Consider the following 18713-nt stretch of genomic DNA (forward strand, 5'->3'; position numbering starts at 1 on the left):
GTTTCACGTGAAACAACCTGAAGCACAGCCCCACACAGACCCCGATCCGCGAAGACTGGATGAACGACGATGCATCGGTACAGGTCCCACACCTGCGGCGAGCTCCGCGCCTCTGACGTCGAGACCGACGTCCGGCTGAGTGGCTGGCTGCACAATCGGCGCGACCTGGGCGGCATCCTCTTCATCGATCTGCGCGACCACTACGGCATCACACAGCTGGTCGCCCGCCCCGGCACCGCCGCGTACGAGGCCCTGGACAAGCTGTCCAAGGAGACGGTGGTCCGCGCCGACGGCAAGGTCGTCTCGCGAGGCACCGAGAACGTGAACCCGGACCTGCCGACGGGTGAGATCGAGATCGAGGTCGGCGAGGTCGAGGTGCTCGGCGCCGCCGCGCCGCTCCCCTTCACGATCAACGCCGAGGACGGGGTCAACGAGGAGCGGCGCCTGGAGTACCGCTTCCTGGACCTGCGCCGCGAGCGCATGCACCGCAACATCATGCTGCGTACGGCGGTGATCTCCGCGATCCGTCACAAGATGACCGCGCTCGGCTTCAACGAGATGGCGACGCCGATCCTGTCCGCCACCTCCCCCGAGGGCGCCCGTGACTTCGTGGTCCCCTCCCGTCTGAACCCGGGCAAGTTCTACGCCCTGCCGCAGGCCCCGCAGCAGTTCAAGCAGCTGCTGATGATCTCCGGCTTCGACCGCTACTTCCAGATCGCGCCCTGCTTCCGTGACGAGGACGCCCGCGCGGACCGCTCGCCGGGCGAGTTCTACCAGCTCGACGTCGAGATGTCCTTCGTCGAGCAGGAGGACGTCTTCCAGCCCGTCGAGAAGCTCATGACGGAGCTCTTCGAGGAGTTCGGCAACGGCCGCCACGTCACCTCGCCCTTCCCGCGGATCCCGTTCCGCGAGGCGGTGCTCAAGTACGGCTCCGACAAGCCGGATCTGCGCGCCCAGCTGGAGCTGGTGGACATCACGGATGTCTTCGAGGGCTCCGAGTTCAAGGCGTTCGCGGGCAAGCACGTGCGTGCGCTGCCGGTCCCGGCCGTCCAGGACCAGCCCCGCAAGTTCTTCGACCAGCTGGGCGACTTCGCGGTGTCGCTGGGCGCCAAGGGCCTCGCGTGGGTCCGGGTCGCCGAGGACGGCTCGCTGACGGGCCCGATCGCGAAGTTCCTGACGGAGGAGAACGTCAAGGTCCTCACCGAGCGCCTCGGGCTGGTGGCCGGTCACGCCGTCTTCTTCGGCGCGGGCGAGTTCGACGAGGTCTCGAAGGTCATGGGCGCGGTGCGGGTCGAGGCCGCCAAGCGGGCCGGCCACTTCGAGGAGGGCGTCTTCCGCTTCTGCTGGATCGTCGACTTCCCGATGTACGAGAAGGACGAGGACACCGGCGCGATCGACTTCTCGCACAACCCCTTCTCCATGCCGCAGGGCGGCCTGGAGGCCCTGGAGAACCAGGACCCGCTGGACATCGTGGGCTGGCAGTACGACATCGTCTGCAACGGCGTCGAGCTGTCCTCCGGTGCCATCCGGAACCACGAGCCGGAGATCATGCTCAAGGCCTTCGAGATCGCGGGTTACGACCGGGAGACCGTCGAGGAGAAGTTCGCGGGCATGCTCCGAGCCTTCCGCTTCGGCGCCCCGCCGCACGGCGGCATCGCGCCGGGCGTCGACCGCATCGTCATGCTGCTGGCCGACGAGCCGAACATCCGCGAGACCATCGCCTTCCCGCTCAACGGCAACGCCCAGGACCTGATGATGGGCGCGCCGACGGAGCTGGAGGAGGCACGGCTGAAGGAACTGCACCTGACGGTGCGCAAGCCGCAGCCGAAGTAGGTCAGCGGCAGGGCGTTTCGAGGGGCTGGAGACCGACACCGGTTTCCGGCCCCTTTCGCGCGCGGCTGCGCAAAGGAGCCGTTTTCTCAGCTCAATGACAGGGTTCCTGCCTACCTTCCAGGCGCATGACAGCGCATCAGGAACACCAACAGGAACACCAACAGGGCCAGAGGACAAGCAATCCGACGCGACGCCGGGTGGCTGCCGTCGGCGCGGGCGCGGTCGCCGCGGCGGGACTCGGCGGTGGTGCGTACGCGGCGGCCGGTGCACCCCGTAGCTCCCCCGCCGGCGAGGACTGCTACCGGCTCGAGGACGCCCTCCGCCAGCGCAGGGTCCGGGTGGAGCTGCGGGCGGAGGACATCGACATGGCCGCGGATGCCTGGCGGCGCGGGCTGGAGGTGGCGGTGGCCAATGTGGTTCCTTGCTGTTCCTTTCGGTGCCTTGTCTTTGGCTCGGTCGTCAGAGGGGTGCGGCCGAGGGGGCCCGACAGTCCCGGCAGTGGCCGGGGGTGGGGGAGCGGAAGCCGCGGTCGCAGCCGTCGCAGTTCTGGATCGGGTGCCGTGGGTCCGGGGGCGGTGGGTCCGGGGCCCGGAACGGTGGTGGGGGCGGGAGCTGGGCGGCCAGGCGGTGGGCCAGGAGGGCGGCCGGGCGGTGCAGGGGGTCCTGGGGGAGGTTCGTGACCAGGGCGTGGCGTACGGCGGCGGGCGTGACGTCGCGCTCCAGCCAGGCGGCGACGCCAGGGGCGAGGTGTTCGGCGTCGGTGGCGGAGAGGAGGAGGCGGGGGTCCGTGCGGCGGAGGCCGGCGAGGAGGTCGGTGGCTGCGCGGATGAGGGTGGGACTGGGGTGCGCGGGCTGGGGTACGGCGGGGAGGAGCTTGCGGGGTGGGGGCTTGTCGGGGGCGGCGCGGCGGGTGGGCCTGCTTGGGGTGTCGGCTGCGGTGGTTCGGTGTCCGGGCAGGTTGCAGGAAACCGTGCGGGTGACGATCCGGCCGCCGGGTGCGCGCTCGCGGGTGCGGCGGAGGTAGCCGTGGGCTTCGAGTTCGCGCAGCGCGGCGGCGATACGGGTCGGGCCCTCGGGGAAGCGGGCGGTGAGGCTCTTGATGTCGATGGCGGCGCCGGTGGGGAGGGACTGGATGTGACAGGCCAGTCCGATGGCGAGCAGGGACAGCTCCCGGTGCTGGGTGAGGTGGTTGCCGATCACCGTGAAGTGGCTGGTGTGGCGGGCGTTGTCGTGGATGACTCCGCCGGGGTGCGCCTGCCGGTCCCGGTGAGGGTGGTTTTTGCCCGGGATACGGGACTGGGCGTGCGGGGGCGCGCTAGGGTTTTCGGTGTCCATCGGGAAGCTCTCTCTTCCTCGGTGGTCAGGCCCTCGCACTGGGATTGCAGTCCCGGCGAGGGCCGTCGCATGTTTGCGGTTGTGCTGTGTCGCTCGCGCTGAGCGTAGGGCAGGTAACCGGGACCAAATCCAGCTGAGTTGGGCATATTCACTCGCGGGAGTGAGTTTGCGCGGCGGGCGGGAGGGGTGGGGCTTGGTGGGGTTTCTTTCTCCCCGCGGTTCTTAGGGAAGGGCGCCGGCAGCACCGGAGCGTGGTCCGCTGTGCTCCGGTGACGAGAGGTCCAGTTCGGCCCAGACGGTCTTGCGGGGAGTGGGCCCGAGTTCGACGCCCCAGCGGTCGGAGAGGGCCTCGACGAGGAGGAGGCCGCGGCCGGATTCGGCGTCCGGGGTGGGCGGTTGGCGGCGGGGGAGGTCGTCACCGCGTGTGTCCGTCACCTCGATCCGAAGTGCGTGGGTGGTGGCGTGCAGGGCGACGTGGAAGTTCCGGGCGGGGAGCCGGCCGTGAGTGGCGGCGTTCGTGGCGAGTTCGGCGACGACGTGTTCGGCGGCGTCGGTGAGGCCGTACGGCAGGTCCCAGGTGCGCAGCCACTCCGTGGCGAGGAGTCGGGCGAGGCGGGCACCGCGTGGGGTGGGGGACAAGAGGGCGCTGAAGTAGCGGGTGTGGGGGTGGAGTTGGGTGGAGTTTTCCTGGTTCACGTGACTGAGCGTGGTGGTGTGTGCGTACCGTGAACAGTGACTCAAGCGGTCCGTACGGTGACCGTCCGCAGTTTGTCCGGTGCTGTCGGGGCTGTCGGCACGGGCTGTATGGGTAAGCGGCGTTGCGGCGCGGACGTACGACGGAGGGGCGCGGGATGCAGCACGTGAGCGGTGACGAGGGTCGGCTCAAGGGCGAGGCGGACGAGCCGGGTTGGGAGGTGGACCCGGACGACGAGTGGGGTGTGGCCGTCATCACCACGGTGGGGCGGCAGCTGAAGCTCCGGAGGGAGGCGGCGGGGCTACGGGCAGCCGAGTTCGGGGCGGCCGTCGGGTACGGGGAGGACCTGGTTTACAAGGTCGAGGGCGGGAAGCGGATCCCTCGGCAGGACTACTTGAACCGGGCCGACGAGGTGTTGAAGGCGGGTGGGCTCATCGCGGCGACGTGGGAGGACGTGAAGAGGGTCCGGTATCCGAGGAAGGTTCGGGAGCTGGCCAAGTTGGAAGCGCAGGCGGTAGAGGTCGGTATCTACGAGAACAACAGCATCAACGGCCTCTTGCAAGTCCCGGACCACGCCAAAGCGTTGTTCGAGGCCATGCAACCTCCGTACTCCCCGGACGAGGTGGAGCGAATGGTGGCGGCACGCGTGGCTCGTGCGTCGATCTACGAGCGTTCGCCCGCGCCTGCGCTCAGCTTCGTCCTGGAAGAGGCTGCTCTGCGCCGTCCGATCGGGGGCACAATGGTGTTGCGCCAGCAGCTCGAACGTCTGGTGGAGGTTGGTGGGCTACACAACGTCGTTCTTCAGGTGATGCCGTTGCACTGCGAGACCCACTCCGGGATGGACGGCAAGATCGAGCTCCTGAAGTTCGTGGATGGTTCGGCCGTGGGTCGCTCCGATGGTGCGTTCAACGGTCGGCCCACCTCCGATCCCAAACATCTGCGCATCCTTGAGCTGCGGTATGGCACGATCCGGGCTCAGGCGCTCCCGCCACGGGAGTCGCTGGCCTTTATCGAGCAACTGCTGGGAGAAACATGATCCGCAAGACCACTGCCGGGGACGCCTCCGAGCTGGCGTGGTTCAAGAGCAGCTACAGCAGCGGCAACGACGGGAACTCCTGCATTGAGCTTGCCGTCACCCCCGGCACCGTGCATGTCCGCGACTCCAAGAACGTCGAGGGTCCCCGGTTGGCGCTCACGCCCGGCGCCTGGGCGAACTTCGTGACATACGCGTCGGGAAGCTGATCCCTTCTGCCGAAGTTTTTTGCGGTGGCGGTCACATGTGTGGGTTCGCGGTCGTCAGAGGGGTGTCCGGTACTGATGTCGAACGGAGCTCCTCATGCGCGTCGCCTATGTCGTCGTCACCGTCCTCGCCGCTTTGATGTCCGGCTTCTCGGGTGCCGTCCTGCTGCTGCGGGCCCAGTGGATCGTCAAGCTGCTCGAGGAGTACCGGGTGCCCAAGTCGTGGTGGACCCTGCTCGGGCTGGCCAAGGCCGCCGGGGCCGTGGGGCTGCTTGTCGGGCTGTTCGTGCCGGTGATCGGGGTAGCGGCGGGGGTGGGGCTGGTGCTCTACTTCGCCGGGGCCGTTGTGACCGTGGCACGGGCGCGGTGGTACTCACACATCCCGTTCCCGCTCGTCTACGCGGCCCCGGTGGTCGGTGCGCTTGTTCTTGGTGCCTCGGTCTGAGGGGAGAAGCCGGGCGGTGTCATTCGCCCGGCTCCTCCTCCAGCCGCAGGAAGAGGGCCGCCCCCGTGAGCTAGTACGACGACGGGTTCCGGGGCGTCACGGTGTCAGCCCTCCTGGCCGCCGAAGCGCTCCTTGTACGTCTCCAGGTCCTCGTCCGTGAGCTTGGCGAACAGCACCGGCGGGACCGTGAAGGGCGTGCCGGCCGGGACGGAGGAGAGGGACTTCGCCTCGTCCGCCGAGACCCACACGGCCGAGTCGTCCTTCAGGTCGAACGCCGCGCGCATCGTGGCCGCCGAGCTCGGGATGAGGGGCTCCGAGACCACCGCGTACAGGTGGATCAGGTTCATCGCCGTGCGCAGGGTGAGGGCCGCGCCGTCCTTGTCGGTCTTGATCTCCAGCCAGGGGGCCTTCTCCTCCAGGTAGGAGTTGCCGGCCGACCACAGGGCGCGCAGCGCGGCGGCCGCCTTGCGGAACTGGAGCGCCTCCATGTGCTCCTCGTACTCCGCGAGCAGACGCGCGATCTCCTCGCCGAGCTTCGCCTCCGCCTCGCCCGGCTCGCCGCCCGCGGGGACGTCGTCGCCGAAGCGCTTGCGGGAGAAGGACAGGACGCGGTTGACGAAGTTGCCGAGGGTGTCGGCGAGGTCCTTGTTGACCGTCGCGGTGAAGTGCTCCCACGTGAACGAGGAGTCGTCCGACTCCGGGGCGTTCGCGATGAGGAAGTAGCGCCAGTAGTCGGCCGGGAGGATCTCCAGAGCCTGGTCGGTGAAGACGCCTCGCTTCTGGGACGTGGAGAACTTTCCGCCGTAGTACGTCAGCCAGTTGAAGGCCTTGACGTAGTCGACCTTCTTCCACGGTTCGCGTACGCCGAGTTCCGTGGCCGGGAACATCACCGTGTGGAAGGGGACGTTGTCCTTCGCCATGAACTCCGTGTAGCGGACGTCGTTGTCGACGTCGTACCACCAGGACTTCCAGTCGCGGGTCTCCGGGTCCTGGTCCGACCACTCCTTCGTCGCGCCGATGTACTCGATCGGGGCGTCGAACCAGACGTAGAAGACCTTGCCCTCGGCGGCCAGCTCCGGCCAGGTGTCCGCCGGGACCGGGACGCCCCAGTCCAGGTCACGGGTGATCGCACGGTCGTGCAGGCCCTCGGTCAGCCACTTGTGGGCGATGGAGGACGCCAGCTGCGGCCAGTCGTTGTCATGGCGGGCGACCCACTCCATGACCTCGTGCTGGAGCTTCGACTGGAGCAGGAAGAGGTGCTTGGTCTCGCGGACCTCCAGGTCCGTGGAGCCGGAGATCGCCGAGCGCGGGTTGATCAGGTCGGTGGGGTCGAGGACGCGGGTGCAGTTCTCGCACTGGTCGCCGCGGGCCTTGTCGTAGCCGCAGTGGGGGCAGGTGCCCTCGACGTAGCGGTCCGGGAGGAAGCGGCCGTCGGCGGGCGAGTAGACCTGGCGGATGGCGCGCTCTTCGATGAAGCCGTTCTCGTTCAGCTTGCGGGCGAAGTGCTGCGTGATGTCGCGGTTCTCGGCGCTGGAGCTGCGGCCGAAGTAGTCGAAGGCCAGCGCGAAGCCGTCGTAGACCGCCTTCTGGGCGTCGTGCGCCTGGGCGCAGAACTCGGCGACGGAGAGGCCCGCCTCCTTCGCGGCCAGCTCGGCGGGGGTGCCGTGCTCGTCCGTCGCGCAGATGTAGAGCACGTCGTGGCCGCGCTGGCGGAGGTACCGGGAGTACACGTCCGCCGGGAGCATGGACCCCACCATGTTGCCCAGGTGCTTGATCCCGTTGATGTACGGAAGGGCGCTGGTGATGAGGTGTCGAGCCATCGGGGGCTGCTCCCAGGTCGCGGTCGTGGTGTGTACGAACCTTGAAATCGTAGCCGACATGTGTATGCCGCCCGCTTCCCGTTTTACGGGGTGGGAAGCGGGCGGCATGGGGTGGTGGTCGGGGGATGTCGCTGTTCGGTTATGGGGCGTTCACGCGGGGTTACGGGCGCCAGTTCGCCAGTACGCCCTCGTACAGCTCCGTGTCCGTGAGCTCGCGGGGGGTCGGGCCCGCGTGGAAGAACGACGTGTTGCCGGTCTTCAGCTTGCGGAGGTAGTCGAAGGCCTTGTTGTCGTGCTCACCGAAGGCGACGAAGGAGAAGAAGACGGAGGGGTGGCTCTTCGCGGCGGCCGTGAGGGACTGGGTGGCGGGGGTCTTGGCGTCGGGGGCGCCGTCCGTCTGGAAGACGACCAGGGCGGGGGCCGTGGCGTCGTTTTCCTTGTCGTGGTGGGCGAGTACGGCTTCCACGGCGGCGTGGTAGCTGGTACGGCCCATGCGGCCGAGGCCGGCGTGGACCTCGTCGATCTTGTTCTCGTGGGCGGTGGGGGTGAGGTCGGTGGTGCCGTCCACTTCCGTGGAGAAGAAGACGACGTGGACCGTGGCGTCGGGGTCGAGGTGGGCGGCGAGGGCGAGGGTCTGCTCGGCGAGGGCCTGGGCGGAGCCGTCCTTGTAGTACGGGCGCATGGAGGCGGAGCGGTCGAGCACGAGGTAGAGCTTTGCTCGGGTGCCGGTGAGGTTGGTCTTGGTGAGGGTGGCTGCGGCGGCCTTGTAGGCGGTGGCGAGGCCCGGGGCGGGGCCCTCCGGGAACTCGGCGTCGGCGTCGGCCTCGGCGGCCTTGGCGGCGTCGTCGGCCTCGGCTTCGCCTTCGGCGGGGTCGTTCCCACCCGCACCGCCCGTGCGGGTCTCGTCGTCGAGTGCGGGTGGCCCCTGTGGGGCGTCCTCGCCGTCGGCGTCCGCGGGTGCGCTGGCTGCTGCGGCCTCCGCCTCGGCTTCGCCTTCGGCGGGGTCGTTCCCACCCGCACCGCCCGTGCGGGTTTCGTCGTCGAGTGCGGGTGGCCCCTGTGGGGCGTCCTCGCCGTCGGCGTCCGCGGGTGCGATCGCTGCGGTGGCCACCGGCTCGGGCTCGGGGGTGCTCTCGGGCTCCACGACAGCCTCGACCTCGGCCACCGGCTCCGGCTCCACGACGGCCTCGGCCTCGGCGATGGGCTCGGGGGTGGCCTCCGTGGTCGGTTCCGGCTCGGCCTCGGCCGCTGCCACCGGCTCGGGCTCCACGACAGGTTCCGCCTCGGCGACCGTATCCGGCTCGGCCTCAGCCACGGGCTCGGGCGCAGCCACGGGCTCGGGCTCCGCTTCGGCCTCGGCCACCGGCTCGGGCTCCGCCTCGGCCTCAGCCACCGGCTCCGCCTCAGCCTCGACTTCGGCCTCAGCCACGGGCTCAGGCTCCGCTTCGACCTCGGCCTCAGCCACGGGCTCGGGCGCAGCCACGGGCTCGGCCACCGGCTCGGGCTCCGCCTCAGCTTCAGCCACCGGCTCCGCCTCAGCCTCGACTTCGGCCTCAGCCACGGGCTCAGGCTCCGCTTCGACCTCGGCCTCAGCCACGGGCTCAGGCTCCGCCTCAGCCTCGGCCTCAGCCACGGGCTCAGGCTCCGCTTCGACCTCGGCCTCAGCCACGGGCTCAGGCTCCGCCTCAGCCTCGGCCTCAGCCACGGGCTCAGGCTCCGCCTCAGCCTCGGCCTCAGCCACGGGCTCAGGCTCCGCCTCAGCCTCGACCTCCGCCATAGGCTCCGCCTCGGCGACCGGCTCGGCCTCAGCCACCGGCTCAGGCTCCGCCTCGGCGACCGGCTCCGCCTCAGCCACGGGCTCAGGGGCAGCCCCGGCCTCCGCCTCGGCCACCGGCTCGGCCTCAGCCGCCGGCTCCGCCTCGGCGACCGGCTCGGCCTCAGCCACCGGCTCAGGCTCCGCCTCGGCCACCGGCTCCGCCTCAGCCACCGGCTCCAGATCCGCATCCGTCCCGTCCTGCTGCTTCGGGACCGTTACGTTGTTGAATGCCGCCGAGACCAGTTCGTGTTCGTCCTGGGCGGACGTGCGGGGCTCGGGGACGTGGGGGGTGGGGGGTGTGACCTGCGGTTCCTGCTCCTGCGAAGGAACTCGATCCGCACCCTCTGCCTCGGCGGTACGCGTCTTGCGTGACCGGCCGAATGCGTTCCGCAGGAGAGTGAGAATGCCCATGTGCGCAACCCTTCGCGTGAGTTGATGCCCGTCAATCCCTGGCCAGGACGGACACGTAAGGTTAGCGGCCCTCGGGGGCGATCTTGGGGAGGGTCAGGTTTGCGCTGAGAGCTCCAGCTCCCTTGGGCCGATCCGGGTCATTTACCGTTACTTCATGTCATTGCCGCTCATGGAGCGTGATGTCGACTACCAGCGCACGGTGGTCGGTGTCGGCCAGGCGCAGGAAGCGGGCGTCGGTCGCCGAGAAGTCACGGGACACCAGGACGTGGTCGATCTGGGCGCCGAGGACCGGGGAGGTGCGGGCGGGCCAGCTGGGGGTGCGGTCGTGTCCGGCCAGGCGGGCGGCGTCGTACAGGCCGGTGTCGAGGATGTCGCGGAAGGCGGCGTGGTCCTGGGACGCGTTGAAGTCGCCGGCCAGCACGGTCGGGGTGTCGTCGTCGGCCTCGGCGAAGTCGCGCAACCGGCCCAGCTCACGGCGCCAGACGCCGAGCTGTCCGGGCAACGGGGGCATGGGGTGGGCGAGTTGCAGGCGCACCTGGTGTCCTTGGACGTCGGCGACGGCGCCGGGCATACCCATCGTGCCGTGGACGCCGTCGGTGCCCTCCAGCGGGAAGCGGCTCAGCAGCAGGGAGCCCGCAGAGCCGCCCGCCTCTACCGCCTGTCGGTGGGGATAGGTGCCGCCGAAGTCCCGCTCCAGGGTGGCCTGGCAGGTGTAGTCGCACTCCTGGACGAATACGACGTCGGGGTGCAGGTGCTTGATCTCGGGGGCGAGGGCGTCGGTCGCCCGTCCGAACTCGACGTTCGAGGTCAGCACCCGCAGCCGGGCCAGGGGCGCGCCGGTGGGCTCCGTGCTCTTTCCGTACGGCTCGATGAACCACGCCAGCAGCGCGAGTGCGGCCACCCCCCACACCAGCCCCGGCCACCACCGCGCGAGCAGCGCGCACAGCAGGGCCACACCCGTGGGGATCAGGAGCCAGGGCAGGAAGGCCAGCAGCTGCGGTACGGGGGTGACGCCGTCGGTGTCGGCCAAGCGGCAGCCGACGACCGCGCTCACGCCTGCCAGCAGCAGCGCGGCGGCCCATACGCGGAGCCCTCGCCCCGTTCGCCGGGGATGGTCGTCCCCGTACTCCCCGTTCGGACCGAACGGCCTTGTCCCGGAACCCCGGACGGGCTGGTAGGTCACGAGGCCGAGGGTACGCCGTCACACCTCGGCGCGGGTGGGAGCCGGGGCGGCTGTCGTCGCGGCCGCGCGCCGGCGTCGTACCAGGCGCACCGCGCGCACGTACCGGGTCAGCCAGACGGTCAGTGCCACCGTCAGGCCGAGGCCCACCAGCAGCCAGGACACCGTGCGCAGGGTGGCCGTGAGCGCGTCGTAGACGGCGCCCGCGGCCGCGGGCGGGACGTCGGTGGGCAGGTCGGCGAGGGTGAGGCCGCGGCCGACGGCTAGGGCGACGCCGAGCAGGGCGCCGCCCAGGGCCGTGCCCAGGCCGGTGGCGACGATCGCACGGCGGCGGTGGACGGCGAGCGCGATCCCGGCGACCGCGAGGACGACGGAGGCGACGGGGAGCCAGAAACCGGCGACTTCGAGCACGTGGAAACCCTTCCGGAACGGGGTCAGTCGGCCTGCCGGGAGCACGGCGACCGCGGTGTGCTCGACGGGGATGCGGGCCGCGAGCGGCACATGGTCCTGGGCGAGTTGCTCCTTGACCTGGGCGGTGACGGGGGCGAGATCGACGAAGACGGTGCTCTCCACGCCGCCGTCCTCGTCGCGCAGCGCCCGCAGGACGGCGTCGTGCGTGGCCCGGTTGCCCGCGTCCCAGGCCAGGCGGTAGGCCCGGGTCTGGGTGAAGGAGCGCACCGCGTCGTGCACGAAGGGGCCGACCGTGCCGCGCATGCGGCGGGTGTCGAACCGGATGCCGACCTCGCGCATGATTCCGGCCCCGACGGTGTCCGCCACGGCGTCGCGCACGTCCGGGTCGGTGGCGAGCGGCGCCATCGTCGTGACGTACCGGCCGGTGTCGGCGAGCGTGTACGCCGCCCAGGCCGCCAGCGCGCCGAACGGCGCGAGGAGGCAGGACAGGGCGATCAGCGCCGCCGACAGGGCGCTCCTGAGGCGTGGGGGCACGCTTTCAGGCAAGAGCCTGGGGACCGGGAGCGCGAGCGGTACGCCTGCATTCGGAGGTATTTATTGGCATTTGGGGGAGTGAGTCCAGCCGAACGGGGGTCCCTCCGACGGTCCCTCAGGCGGGTGGGGGCCATGCGCTCCGGTGGAGGGATCACCCGAACGGGTGTTTCCTGGTGGTGGGGGAGGACGGGCTTCGAGCCCGGCACCCGCGTGGACCGCCGCCTGGACGCCGTCGAGCATCTGGAGCCTGCTCGGCGGCCGATGAGGAGGGAACAGGGGAGCGTGTGGGCCCCGGCAGTCCGGCCGGGGCCCGCACGTGCCCCACGGATCGGCGGATCCGGTGCACGGATCGGCGGATCGGTGTACGGATCCGTGGATCAGTGCATCAGTGGATTCTGTGTCCCTCCGCGTCCTCGTGTGTGTAGTAGCGATAGAACAGCGTGCAGAACACGACCGCGCCGATCACCAGGCCCAGGATCGTGGACGCCAGCCACGTGTGACCGCGGCCGCTCAGGCTGAACAGGAAGCCGACCGCGATGCCCGCGAAGGCGCCCCACAGCACCGCGTGCACCTCGCGCGGCATCCGCGGGGCCAGCGCCTGCACACCCATGTACACGGCGAAGAACACGATCGCGGTCACGAAGCCGAACAGCAGGTTCCAGCCGGTGATGGGGCCGCCGTAACGGGTGTTGGCCGCGGCCCAGTACCCGTAGACGAGCCCCAGTACCGCGGGCGTGGCCCACCTGGCGATCGCATGGGTCCGCTCGCTGAAGACGTCGGGCAGTGCGCCGCGCCGGGTCACCGCACCGGTCGCGGGTGCCGCATGAGCCATGAGAGCACTCCTCTCTCCTCGCCCCCGCCTTCCAGAGCACACCTGGGGGGACCGCCTGGCAAGTCGGAAAAGGGGTCCGGATGCGACCAGAACCCTGGCGTGTTTGGCTGAGGCGCGTGACCGACGACCCGGGCCTGCGCCGGCAGCAGCTGCTGCGGATCCATGGGCGGAGTGTGGCCTGGCTGGCACCGCTGCTGCTGCTCGTCGCGATCGCGCTGATCGACTTCTACACCGGCGAGCGGTTCCGGATCACCTCCTGGATCGTCCTGGTGCCGGGTATCGCCGCCGCGATCTGCGGGGTGTGGACCACGGCCGCGTTCGCGGTGGTCTCGGTCGTGGTGTACGTCGTGATGGACAGCGCCTATCCGAACGAGTACCACGCGGGCCTGCCCGACTTCATCCTGGTCGCCTTCGGTGGTGTCCTGGCCACGCTGGCCTGTGCGATACGGGTGCGCGGCGTGCAGCGCATGCTGCACATGCAGGACGTCGCCGAGACCACCCGCCGTACCGTGCTGCGCCCACTGCCGTCGGACTGGGCGGGTCTTGAGCACGCGGCGGTCTACCTCTCCGCGGACACCGACGCCCGGGTGGGCGGCGACTTCTACGACATCCAGCCCGGCCCGTACGGCGCCCGCGTCCTGGTCGGGGATGTGCAGGGCAAGGGCCTGGGCGCGGTGGAGACCGCGGCCGCGCTGCTCGGCACCTTCCGGGAGGCCGCGTACCACGAACCGGATCTGATGACCGTCGCCGCCCGCCTGGAGATCCGAATGCTCCGCCACCGCGGCCACACGACCGCCCTCGGCCGCGACGACGCCGACCGCTTCGCCACCGCCGTGCTGCTCGGCTTCTCGGACGATAGGCCCGGCACGGTCGAGGTCGTCAACTTCGGCCACGAACCCCCGCTCGCGGTCGGCCACGACGGCGTACGCCCCCTGCCGCCCGGCGAGCGCCTCCCGCTGGGCATGAACGACCTCGTTCCCACCGAGGGCGCGCCTCCCGTGGCCCATGTCACCCTCGGCTCCGACACGACGCTGCTGATCACCACGGACGGCGTGACGGAGGCCCGGGACGGCCACGGTGTGTACTACGCCCTCACCGACCAGGTCAGCCGCGCCGTCGCCGCCGACCCCGACCTCGTCGACCCGCAGCGCCTGGTCGGCCATGTGCGCGACGGCGTCCTGCGCCACAGCGGCGGTCATCTGGGCGACGACACCACGATCTTCGCGGTCCGGCGGCTCCAAGGAGCCGCGTTGGGGGGACGATTGCCGTCCTGACACCCCCCTTTGCAGCCGCAGCGGTTACGGTGCTGCCCAGACCGATGACCGGGACCGGTCACCAGGACCGACGACCGTGGTCCGGCGACCGCGGACCGACGACAGGGGGGACGATGCCCGGAACCGTGCTGCTGCTCGCGGCCTCGCCGATGGGCCGTGGGCAACTGGTGGACGCGGCCTCGGTGCTCCCTGTCCTCGCGGCCGTCGCCCCCGCCGTGCTGTCCGGCACGGACACCGCCAACGTGGTCGAACTCGCCGACCCGCTGGAGCCGCAGGCCGTCCTGACCCGGCTGCGCGCCGCCGCGGCCGCCCCCGGTCCGCTGACCGTGTTCGTCACCGGCCAGCTCCAGCTGGACCGCCGTCAGAGCCTGCCCCATCTGGCGCTGGCCCGCACCACCCCGGCGACCGTCCGCTACACGGCCTTCCCCTGGCACTGGATCCGCGAGGAGCTGCGGCTGCGTCCGACCGGTGCCACGACGTTGCTCGTCGATCTGCACGCGGACGCCGAGACCTGGGAGCACTTGACCGCCCACCCACTGGACTCCGGCCGCAACAACGCCGTTTACGGTCGCATCGCGCCGCCGCCGTCCCGCCGCGGCGCCGGCCTGCCGTCGTACATGAAGGCGGTGGCGACGATCCTGCGCAGTGGGCACCGGCCGCCGCTGGAGCAGTTGCACCAGGAGGCGGTCGTCCGGCTGGGGGCCGAGGCCGCCACGAACGTCCTGCTGACCGCGCGGGTGCCGCACAGCGGTGATCCGCACGCGGCCATCGCCGCCGCCGTCGAGGCCGGGCGGCATGCGGAGGCCGACGGGCTCGCCGCGCAGTGGGAGCAGGCCGCGGTGCGCGCGCACGGGCCCGGTTCCGAGGACGCGCTGCACTGGGCCGAAGTCCGCGCGGATCTCGCGATGTTCGCGGGGGACGCGGTACGCAGCTGCCGTACCTGGCTGACGGTCGCCACTGCCCGGCTGGCTGCCGGACAGGCCGCGGACGCGCCTGCCGTGGAGGCGGCCGCGGACCGGGCGCACCACCAGTGGGGGCGTATCGACGACAGAGCGCGGGCCCGTGAACTCGGGCCCGCGCTCGCGGAATTGAGGCTCAGGGTGCCGGGGCGGAAGCAGGGTGCGCTGGACCATGTCCAGCAGCAGCTGCGTCAGCTCCAGACCCAGTGAGACCCGGCCGGTACCTCAGCTGGTGAAGGTGAAGTACTTCCAGGCGCCGTGCGTGGTGGAGTTCACGGTGTCACCGGAGGTGCTGTTGAAGTACGAGGAGCGGGCCCGGAAGCGCCAGCCGACGTCCTGGCCGTGGTCGCCGCGCAGCTCCACCCGGGACACGCCGTTCGAGCCCAGCGGGAAGTACCGGGAGCCGGAGTCGTACCAGCGGCCCTGGTAGTACACCTGGAACTCCAGGCGCTGCTGACGGCCGGGGAAGTACGTCATCGTGGTCGTGAACAGCGGGTTCCTGGACTTGTGGAAGAAGTAGTACGTGTGGCCCCACGTGCTCTTCGTCTTGTACTGCCGGCTGACCGACGTGGACACCTTCACCTTGGCGCCGACCGTGCTGGACACGGAGCGCGGCTGGTAGCGGGCGTCGCCGCTGAACTTGGCCGTGACCTTGGTGTCCCGCTTCAGGTCCAGGGTGACCGACAGGTTGCCGCTTGAGTTGACCGTGCCCTTCTTGGCCAGCTTGTTGGGCTTGTCCGAGCCGAACGGGTCGGCCCAGATCTCCACGGTGCGGTTCTTGTACGTCGACCCGAGGTGCGCCGTGAACTTCACGTCGGCGCCGTACGAGTACACCTTGCCGTTGTTGTCGACGCTCAGCGTCGGCCTGGCCCGGGAGACGTCGACGGTGTCGGAGGCCGAGGCGGACGTGTGGGCGGCGTCGCCCGCGTACGTCACCGTGTACGTGACCTTGCTGCCGGCCGGCGGGGTGTCGGTGAAGGAGAACTTGCCGCCGCTGCCGAGGGACTTGGTGCCGAGGGACTTGCCGTTCGGCGAGTCCAGGTCCGTGCGGGTCACCTTCAGCGGTGTGCCCGCGGGCAGCGCGAGGCCGGCGGTGAGCTTGCCGGTGACGGTGAGGGACTTGGCCCGGGGGGCGGTCGACGGGGCGTTCACCGTCAGGGTCGTGGCGTACTTGCGGGGCTCGTCGACGGTGTGCAGCCGGGTGGACGTGTCCGTCCCCGTCTGCACGAACAGCTTGGTGCCGTCGGCCGACCAGTTCATGGAGTGTCCGCCCCACGGCATCCAGTCGTGGGCCAGGTTGCGGACACTGGCGGGCCGGCCGGTGTCGCCGGGGAAGACGTAGGTGTCGCCGAGGTCGTCGGTGTCGAGGACGGTCGCCGCGACCGTGCCGTCCGGGGCGACGCTGACCGTCTCCGGTTCGGAGGCGACGGGGTAGGTCCGCACCTCGGCCAGGTCGGAGAGCCGGTACTCGGTTAGCGCCCGGTTGCCGGGGCCGGCCACCACGATGTGCCGGCCGTCCGGGGTGAGGGCGGCGTCGTGGTAGAAACCGCCCTTGTCGGCGGACACGCGGATCGCCGGGGTACCGGAGGAGATGTCGTAGACGACCATCGGTCCGGAGCTGATGTGCGCGTCGAGAGCGACCAGCGTGCCCGGGTTGTCGGGGTCGGCGTACAGCTCGGGCGGGGAGGCGAAGTCGTGGCCGGCCGCCAGGTCGAGGGTGACCGTGGGCTTCTGGGCGGTCAGGTCGACCACGCCGAGCCCGGAGTCCCACTGGTCACCGTAGCCGAACCACAACTTGCCGTCGGCGTAGGCCAGTCGGGAGGGGATGGTCAGGGCGCCGGTCGGGTACTCGGCGGTCTGCGTGAGGTGCGTGGTGTCGATCGCGACGATCTTGTCGGCGCCGTAGACCGCGGCGTACAGGGTGCCCGAGTCCGGGCTCAGTTCGAGGTCCTTGACCAGGGACAGGCCGGTGACCGTGCCGACGACCTTGCCGGAGTAGTCGGTGACGACGATCTGGTTGTGCGAGCTGTCGCTGAGGAAGACGTGCTGGTGGACCCCGTCCACCACCATGTCGTTGGTGTCCGAGACCGGGATGGGCCGGTCGGAATCGGCGGACGCCGGCACGGCCAGTGCCGTCGAGCCGATGAGGGCCGCCAGGGCTGCTGCGGCGGGAAGAGTGCGGATACGCACGCGGGTTCGAACCCCCCAGGGCGAATGATGAAGAAAGGCGCCACACGGCATGGCTGTTGTGTGTCCCCTGTGAGCCGTGTGTGGCGGATGTGAGAAGACTAGGTGGGGAACACTAGGTCATGCCACTGACAAAAACGTGAGTGCCCCCGAGACGAGCGTCCGCACACCCGGTGCCACGGTGGCGAGGTCGGGCGCGAAGTGCGGGCTGTGGTTGCTCGGCACCCGCTGGAGCTTGTCCATGAGCTCGTCGCCGGGCGCCCGCTCCCACACCTCGGCCGGAGTGGTCGTCACGAACCAGTAGGAGTACGGGATCGAGCCCACCGCCAGCTGCGGGAAGTCCTCGCTGCCCATCGCCGCACCCGGGTCGAACACGGTCCCGGCGCCGAAGACCTCGCCGTGCACGGCGGCCACCCTGCGGTCGGTGTCGGCGTCGTTGACCATCACCGGGAAGGTGCCGCCGACCGTCACCTCCGGCTCGCGCGGGCAGCCGGCGGCCAGGCACTCGCCCCGCGCGATACGGCGGATCGCGGCGAGCATCCGCTCCCGCACCGCCTCGGACTGGGTGCGCAGATTCAGGGCGATGCGCGCCTCGGACGGGATGATGTTGTGCCGGGTACCCGCCCCGATACGGCCCACCGTCAGCACCGCCGGCTCACGGGCGGCGAGTTCACGGGAGACGACGCTCTGCAGCCGCGTGACGAGATACGCCGCCGTCACCACCGGGTCCACGGTCGACTCGGGCCGCGAACCGTGTCCGCCCCTGCCGTGCACCACGATGTCGACGTCCGTCGAGGCGGACATGATCAGCCCCGGCGCGTGCGGATACAGCCCGGCCGGTCCCGGCGCCGCGTGCTGCCCCAGCAGCACATCGGGGCGTGGGAAGCACTCGTACAGCCCGTCCTCGACCATGCGCCGCGCGCCCTGCCCGGTCTCCTCGGCGGGCTGCCCGACCGCCAGCAGCGTGCCCGACCAGGTCTCCCGCCCCGCCGCCAGCGCGGCGGCCGCCCCGGCGAGCCAGGTGACGTGCAGATCGTGCCCGCAGGCGTGCATCAGGCCGTCCGTGCGCGAGGCGTACGGCAGCCCCGTCTCCTCCTTGACCGGCAGCGCGTCCATGTCGGCGCGCAGCAGCACCACCGGCCCGTCCCCGTTGCGCAGCACCCCGGCGACACCGGTCCCGCCGACCCCCTCGGCCGTCTCGAACCCGGCCGCCCGCAGCCGCCCGGCCAGCTTCCCGGCGGTGCGGTGCTCACGCAGGGACAGCTCGGGGTGCCGGTGCAGATCCCGGTAGAAGCGCTCCAGGTCCGGGACCGGGAGATCGGCGGTGAGGTCCAGCGCGGTACGAGCGGCGGGAGAGGTCACGGGGCCAGCGTAGGCCCCGGGCCACAGGTCGGCGGCCCGGGGAGAGGCGCGCTGTACCAGTGATGGAGCGGCTCTATCGGGCCGTCTCGGCTGTCTGTACGGTCTGCTGGACCGGATGGGCGTCGGCCGCCCGGGCCGGGCCGGCATTCGCCGCCGTGATCAGGGCGATCACCGCCACCACGGCGGCGGCCAGGCCCCTGGCGGTGGGGGTCTCCCCGATCGAGCGCATGCGGGAAGGGGGGAGCGTGGAGGGGCGTCCGTAGCGTTCGTGCACGGCAACCTCGCAACGACAGCGACGTGTTAAGCATGCTTAATGCGCGGTTTAACCTAGGGGCTGGCGGAGCCTAACGGCAAGGGGTTCAGCGGCAGTTGGGGGGAGTT

16 protein-coding genes are annotated in these 18713 nt (G+C 70.7%); 6 read left to right on the forward strand and 10 right to left on the reverse strand.

Going from position 1 to position 18713, the window contains the following annotated elements:
• Window positions 1–69: 69 nt before the first annotated feature.
• Entirely contained in the window at window positions 70–1833 is a 1764-nt protein-coding gene (gene aspS, locus N8I87_RS20965) for an aspartate--tRNA ligase (RefSeq protein WP_263210731.1), read from the forward strand.
• 459 nt (window positions 1834–2292) lie between these two features.
• On the opposite strand, the gene N8I87_RS20970 is transcribed toward aspS, so the two are convergent.
• Window positions 2293–3168 carry a helix-turn-helix domain-containing protein gene (locus tag N8I87_RS20970; RefSeq protein ID WP_263210733.1) on the reverse strand — a complete coding sequence of 292 codons (876 nt, stop codon included), beginning with the start codon at window positions 3166–3168 and terminating at the stop codon, window positions 2293–2295.
• Between the two features lie 222 nt (window positions 3169–3390).
• Window positions 3391–3864, reverse strand: coding sequence for an ATP-binding protein (locus tag N8I87_RS20975; RefSeq protein WP_263210734.1), 474 nt, complete (start codon window positions 3862–3864; stop codon window positions 3391–3393).
• A 155-nt stretch (window positions 3865–4019) separates the two neighbouring features.
• Between N8I87_RS20975 and N8I87_RS20980 the strand changes: the two genes are divergently transcribed.
• The 3 genes from N8I87_RS20980 to N8I87_RS20990 all read left to right on the forward strand — a co-directional run bounded on the left by N8I87_RS20980 (window position 4020) and on the right by N8I87_RS20990 (window position 5546).
• The gene (locus tag N8I87_RS20980) at window positions 4020–4898 is read left to right on the forward strand and encodes a helix-turn-helix domain-containing protein (protein ID WP_263210736.1); all 879 of its coding nucleotides are present in this window, start codon (window positions 4020–4022) and stop codon (window positions 4896–4898) included.
• On the forward strand, window positions 4895–5104 hold the full coding sequence (locus N8I87_RS20985; protein ID WP_263210737.1) for a DUF397 domain-containing protein: 210 nt from the start codon (window positions 4895–4897) through the stop codon (window positions 5102–5104). Before N8I87_RS20980 ends, N8I87_RS20985 begins: the two co-directional genes overlap by 4 nt.
• 94 nt (window positions 5105–5198) lie before the next feature.
• On the forward strand, window positions 5199–5546 hold the full coding sequence (locus N8I87_RS20990; RefSeq protein ID WP_263210739.1) for a DoxX family protein: 348 nt from the start codon (window positions 5199–5201) through the stop codon (window positions 5544–5546).
• Between the two features lie 104 nt (window positions 5547–5650).
• Here N8I87_RS20990 and metG read toward each other — a convergent pair whose 3' ends face one another.
• From metG to N8I87_RS21015, 5 genes are all read right to left on the reverse strand, one after another.
• Complete coding sequence (metG, locus tag N8I87_RS20995) at window positions 5651–7366, reverse strand: methionine--tRNA ligase (protein WP_263210740.1); 1716 nt, start codon at window positions 7364–7366, stop codon at window positions 5651–5653.
• 160 nt (window positions 7367–7526) lie between these two features.
• On the reverse strand, window positions 7527–9593 hold the full coding sequence (locus N8I87_RS21000; RefSeq protein WP_263210741.1) for a VWA domain-containing protein: 2067 nt from the start codon (window positions 9591–9593) through the stop codon (window positions 7527–7529).
• Between the two features lie 157 nt (window positions 9594–9750).
• Entirely contained in the window at window positions 9751–10662 is a 912-nt protein-coding gene (locus N8I87_RS21005; RefSeq protein WP_263216572.1) for an endonuclease/exonuclease/phosphatase family protein, read from the reverse strand.
• Between the two features lie 132 nt (window positions 10663–10794).
• A complete protein-coding gene (locus N8I87_RS21010) occupies window positions 10795–11718 on the reverse strand; it encodes a hypothetical protein (RefSeq protein ID WP_263210742.1) in 924 nt (307 codons plus the stop codon).
• A gap of 385 nt (window positions 11719–12103) precedes the next feature.
• A complete protein-coding gene (locus N8I87_RS21015) occupies window positions 12104–12550 on the reverse strand; it encodes a hypothetical protein (protein ID WP_263210743.1) in 447 nt (148 codons plus the stop codon).
• An 80-nt stretch (window positions 12551–12630) separates the two neighbouring features.
• Between N8I87_RS21015 and N8I87_RS21020 the strand changes: the two genes are divergently transcribed.
• Both N8I87_RS21020 and N8I87_RS21025 read left to right on the forward strand, forming a co-directional pair.
• Window positions 12631–13824, forward strand: coding sequence for a PP2C family protein-serine/threonine phosphatase (locus N8I87_RS21020; protein ID WP_411577261.1), 1194 nt, complete (start codon window positions 12631–12633; stop codon window positions 13822–13824).
• 113 nt (window positions 13825–13937) lie between these two features.
• The gene (locus N8I87_RS21025; protein WP_263210746.1) at window positions 13938–14993 is read left to right on the forward strand and encodes a hypothetical protein; all 1056 of its coding nucleotides are present in this window, start codon (window positions 13938–13940) and stop codon (window positions 14991–14993) included.
• A 15-nt stretch (window positions 14994–15008) separates the two neighbouring features.
• Here N8I87_RS21025 and N8I87_RS21030 read toward each other — a convergent pair whose 3' ends face one another.
• The 3 genes from N8I87_RS21030 to N8I87_RS21040 all read right to left on the reverse strand — a co-directional run bounded on the left by N8I87_RS21030 (window position 15009) and on the right by N8I87_RS21040 (window position 18561).
• Window positions 15009–16973: a YncE family protein gene (locus tag N8I87_RS21030; RefSeq protein ID WP_263210747.1), complete on the reverse strand. Its 1965-nt coding sequence runs from the start codon at window positions 16971–16973 to the stop codon at window positions 15009–15011.
• Window positions 16974–17090: 117 nt separating this feature from the next.
• The gene (locus N8I87_RS21035) at window positions 17091–18332 is read right to left on the reverse strand and encodes an amidohydrolase (RefSeq protein WP_263210748.1); all 1242 of its coding nucleotides are present in this window, start codon (window positions 18330–18332) and stop codon (window positions 17091–17093) included.
• Between the two features lie 73 nt (window positions 18333–18405).
• Entirely contained in the window at window positions 18406–18561 is a 156-nt protein-coding gene (locus tag N8I87_RS21040) for a hypothetical protein (RefSeq protein ID WP_263210749.1), read from the reverse strand.
• Window positions 18562–18713: the final 152 nt, after the last annotated feature.

It is taken from the genome of Streptomyces sp. HUAS 15-9, assembly GCF_025642155.1.
Classification (GTDB): Bacteria; Actinomycetota; Actinomycetes; order Streptomycetales; family Streptomycetaceae; genus Streptomyces.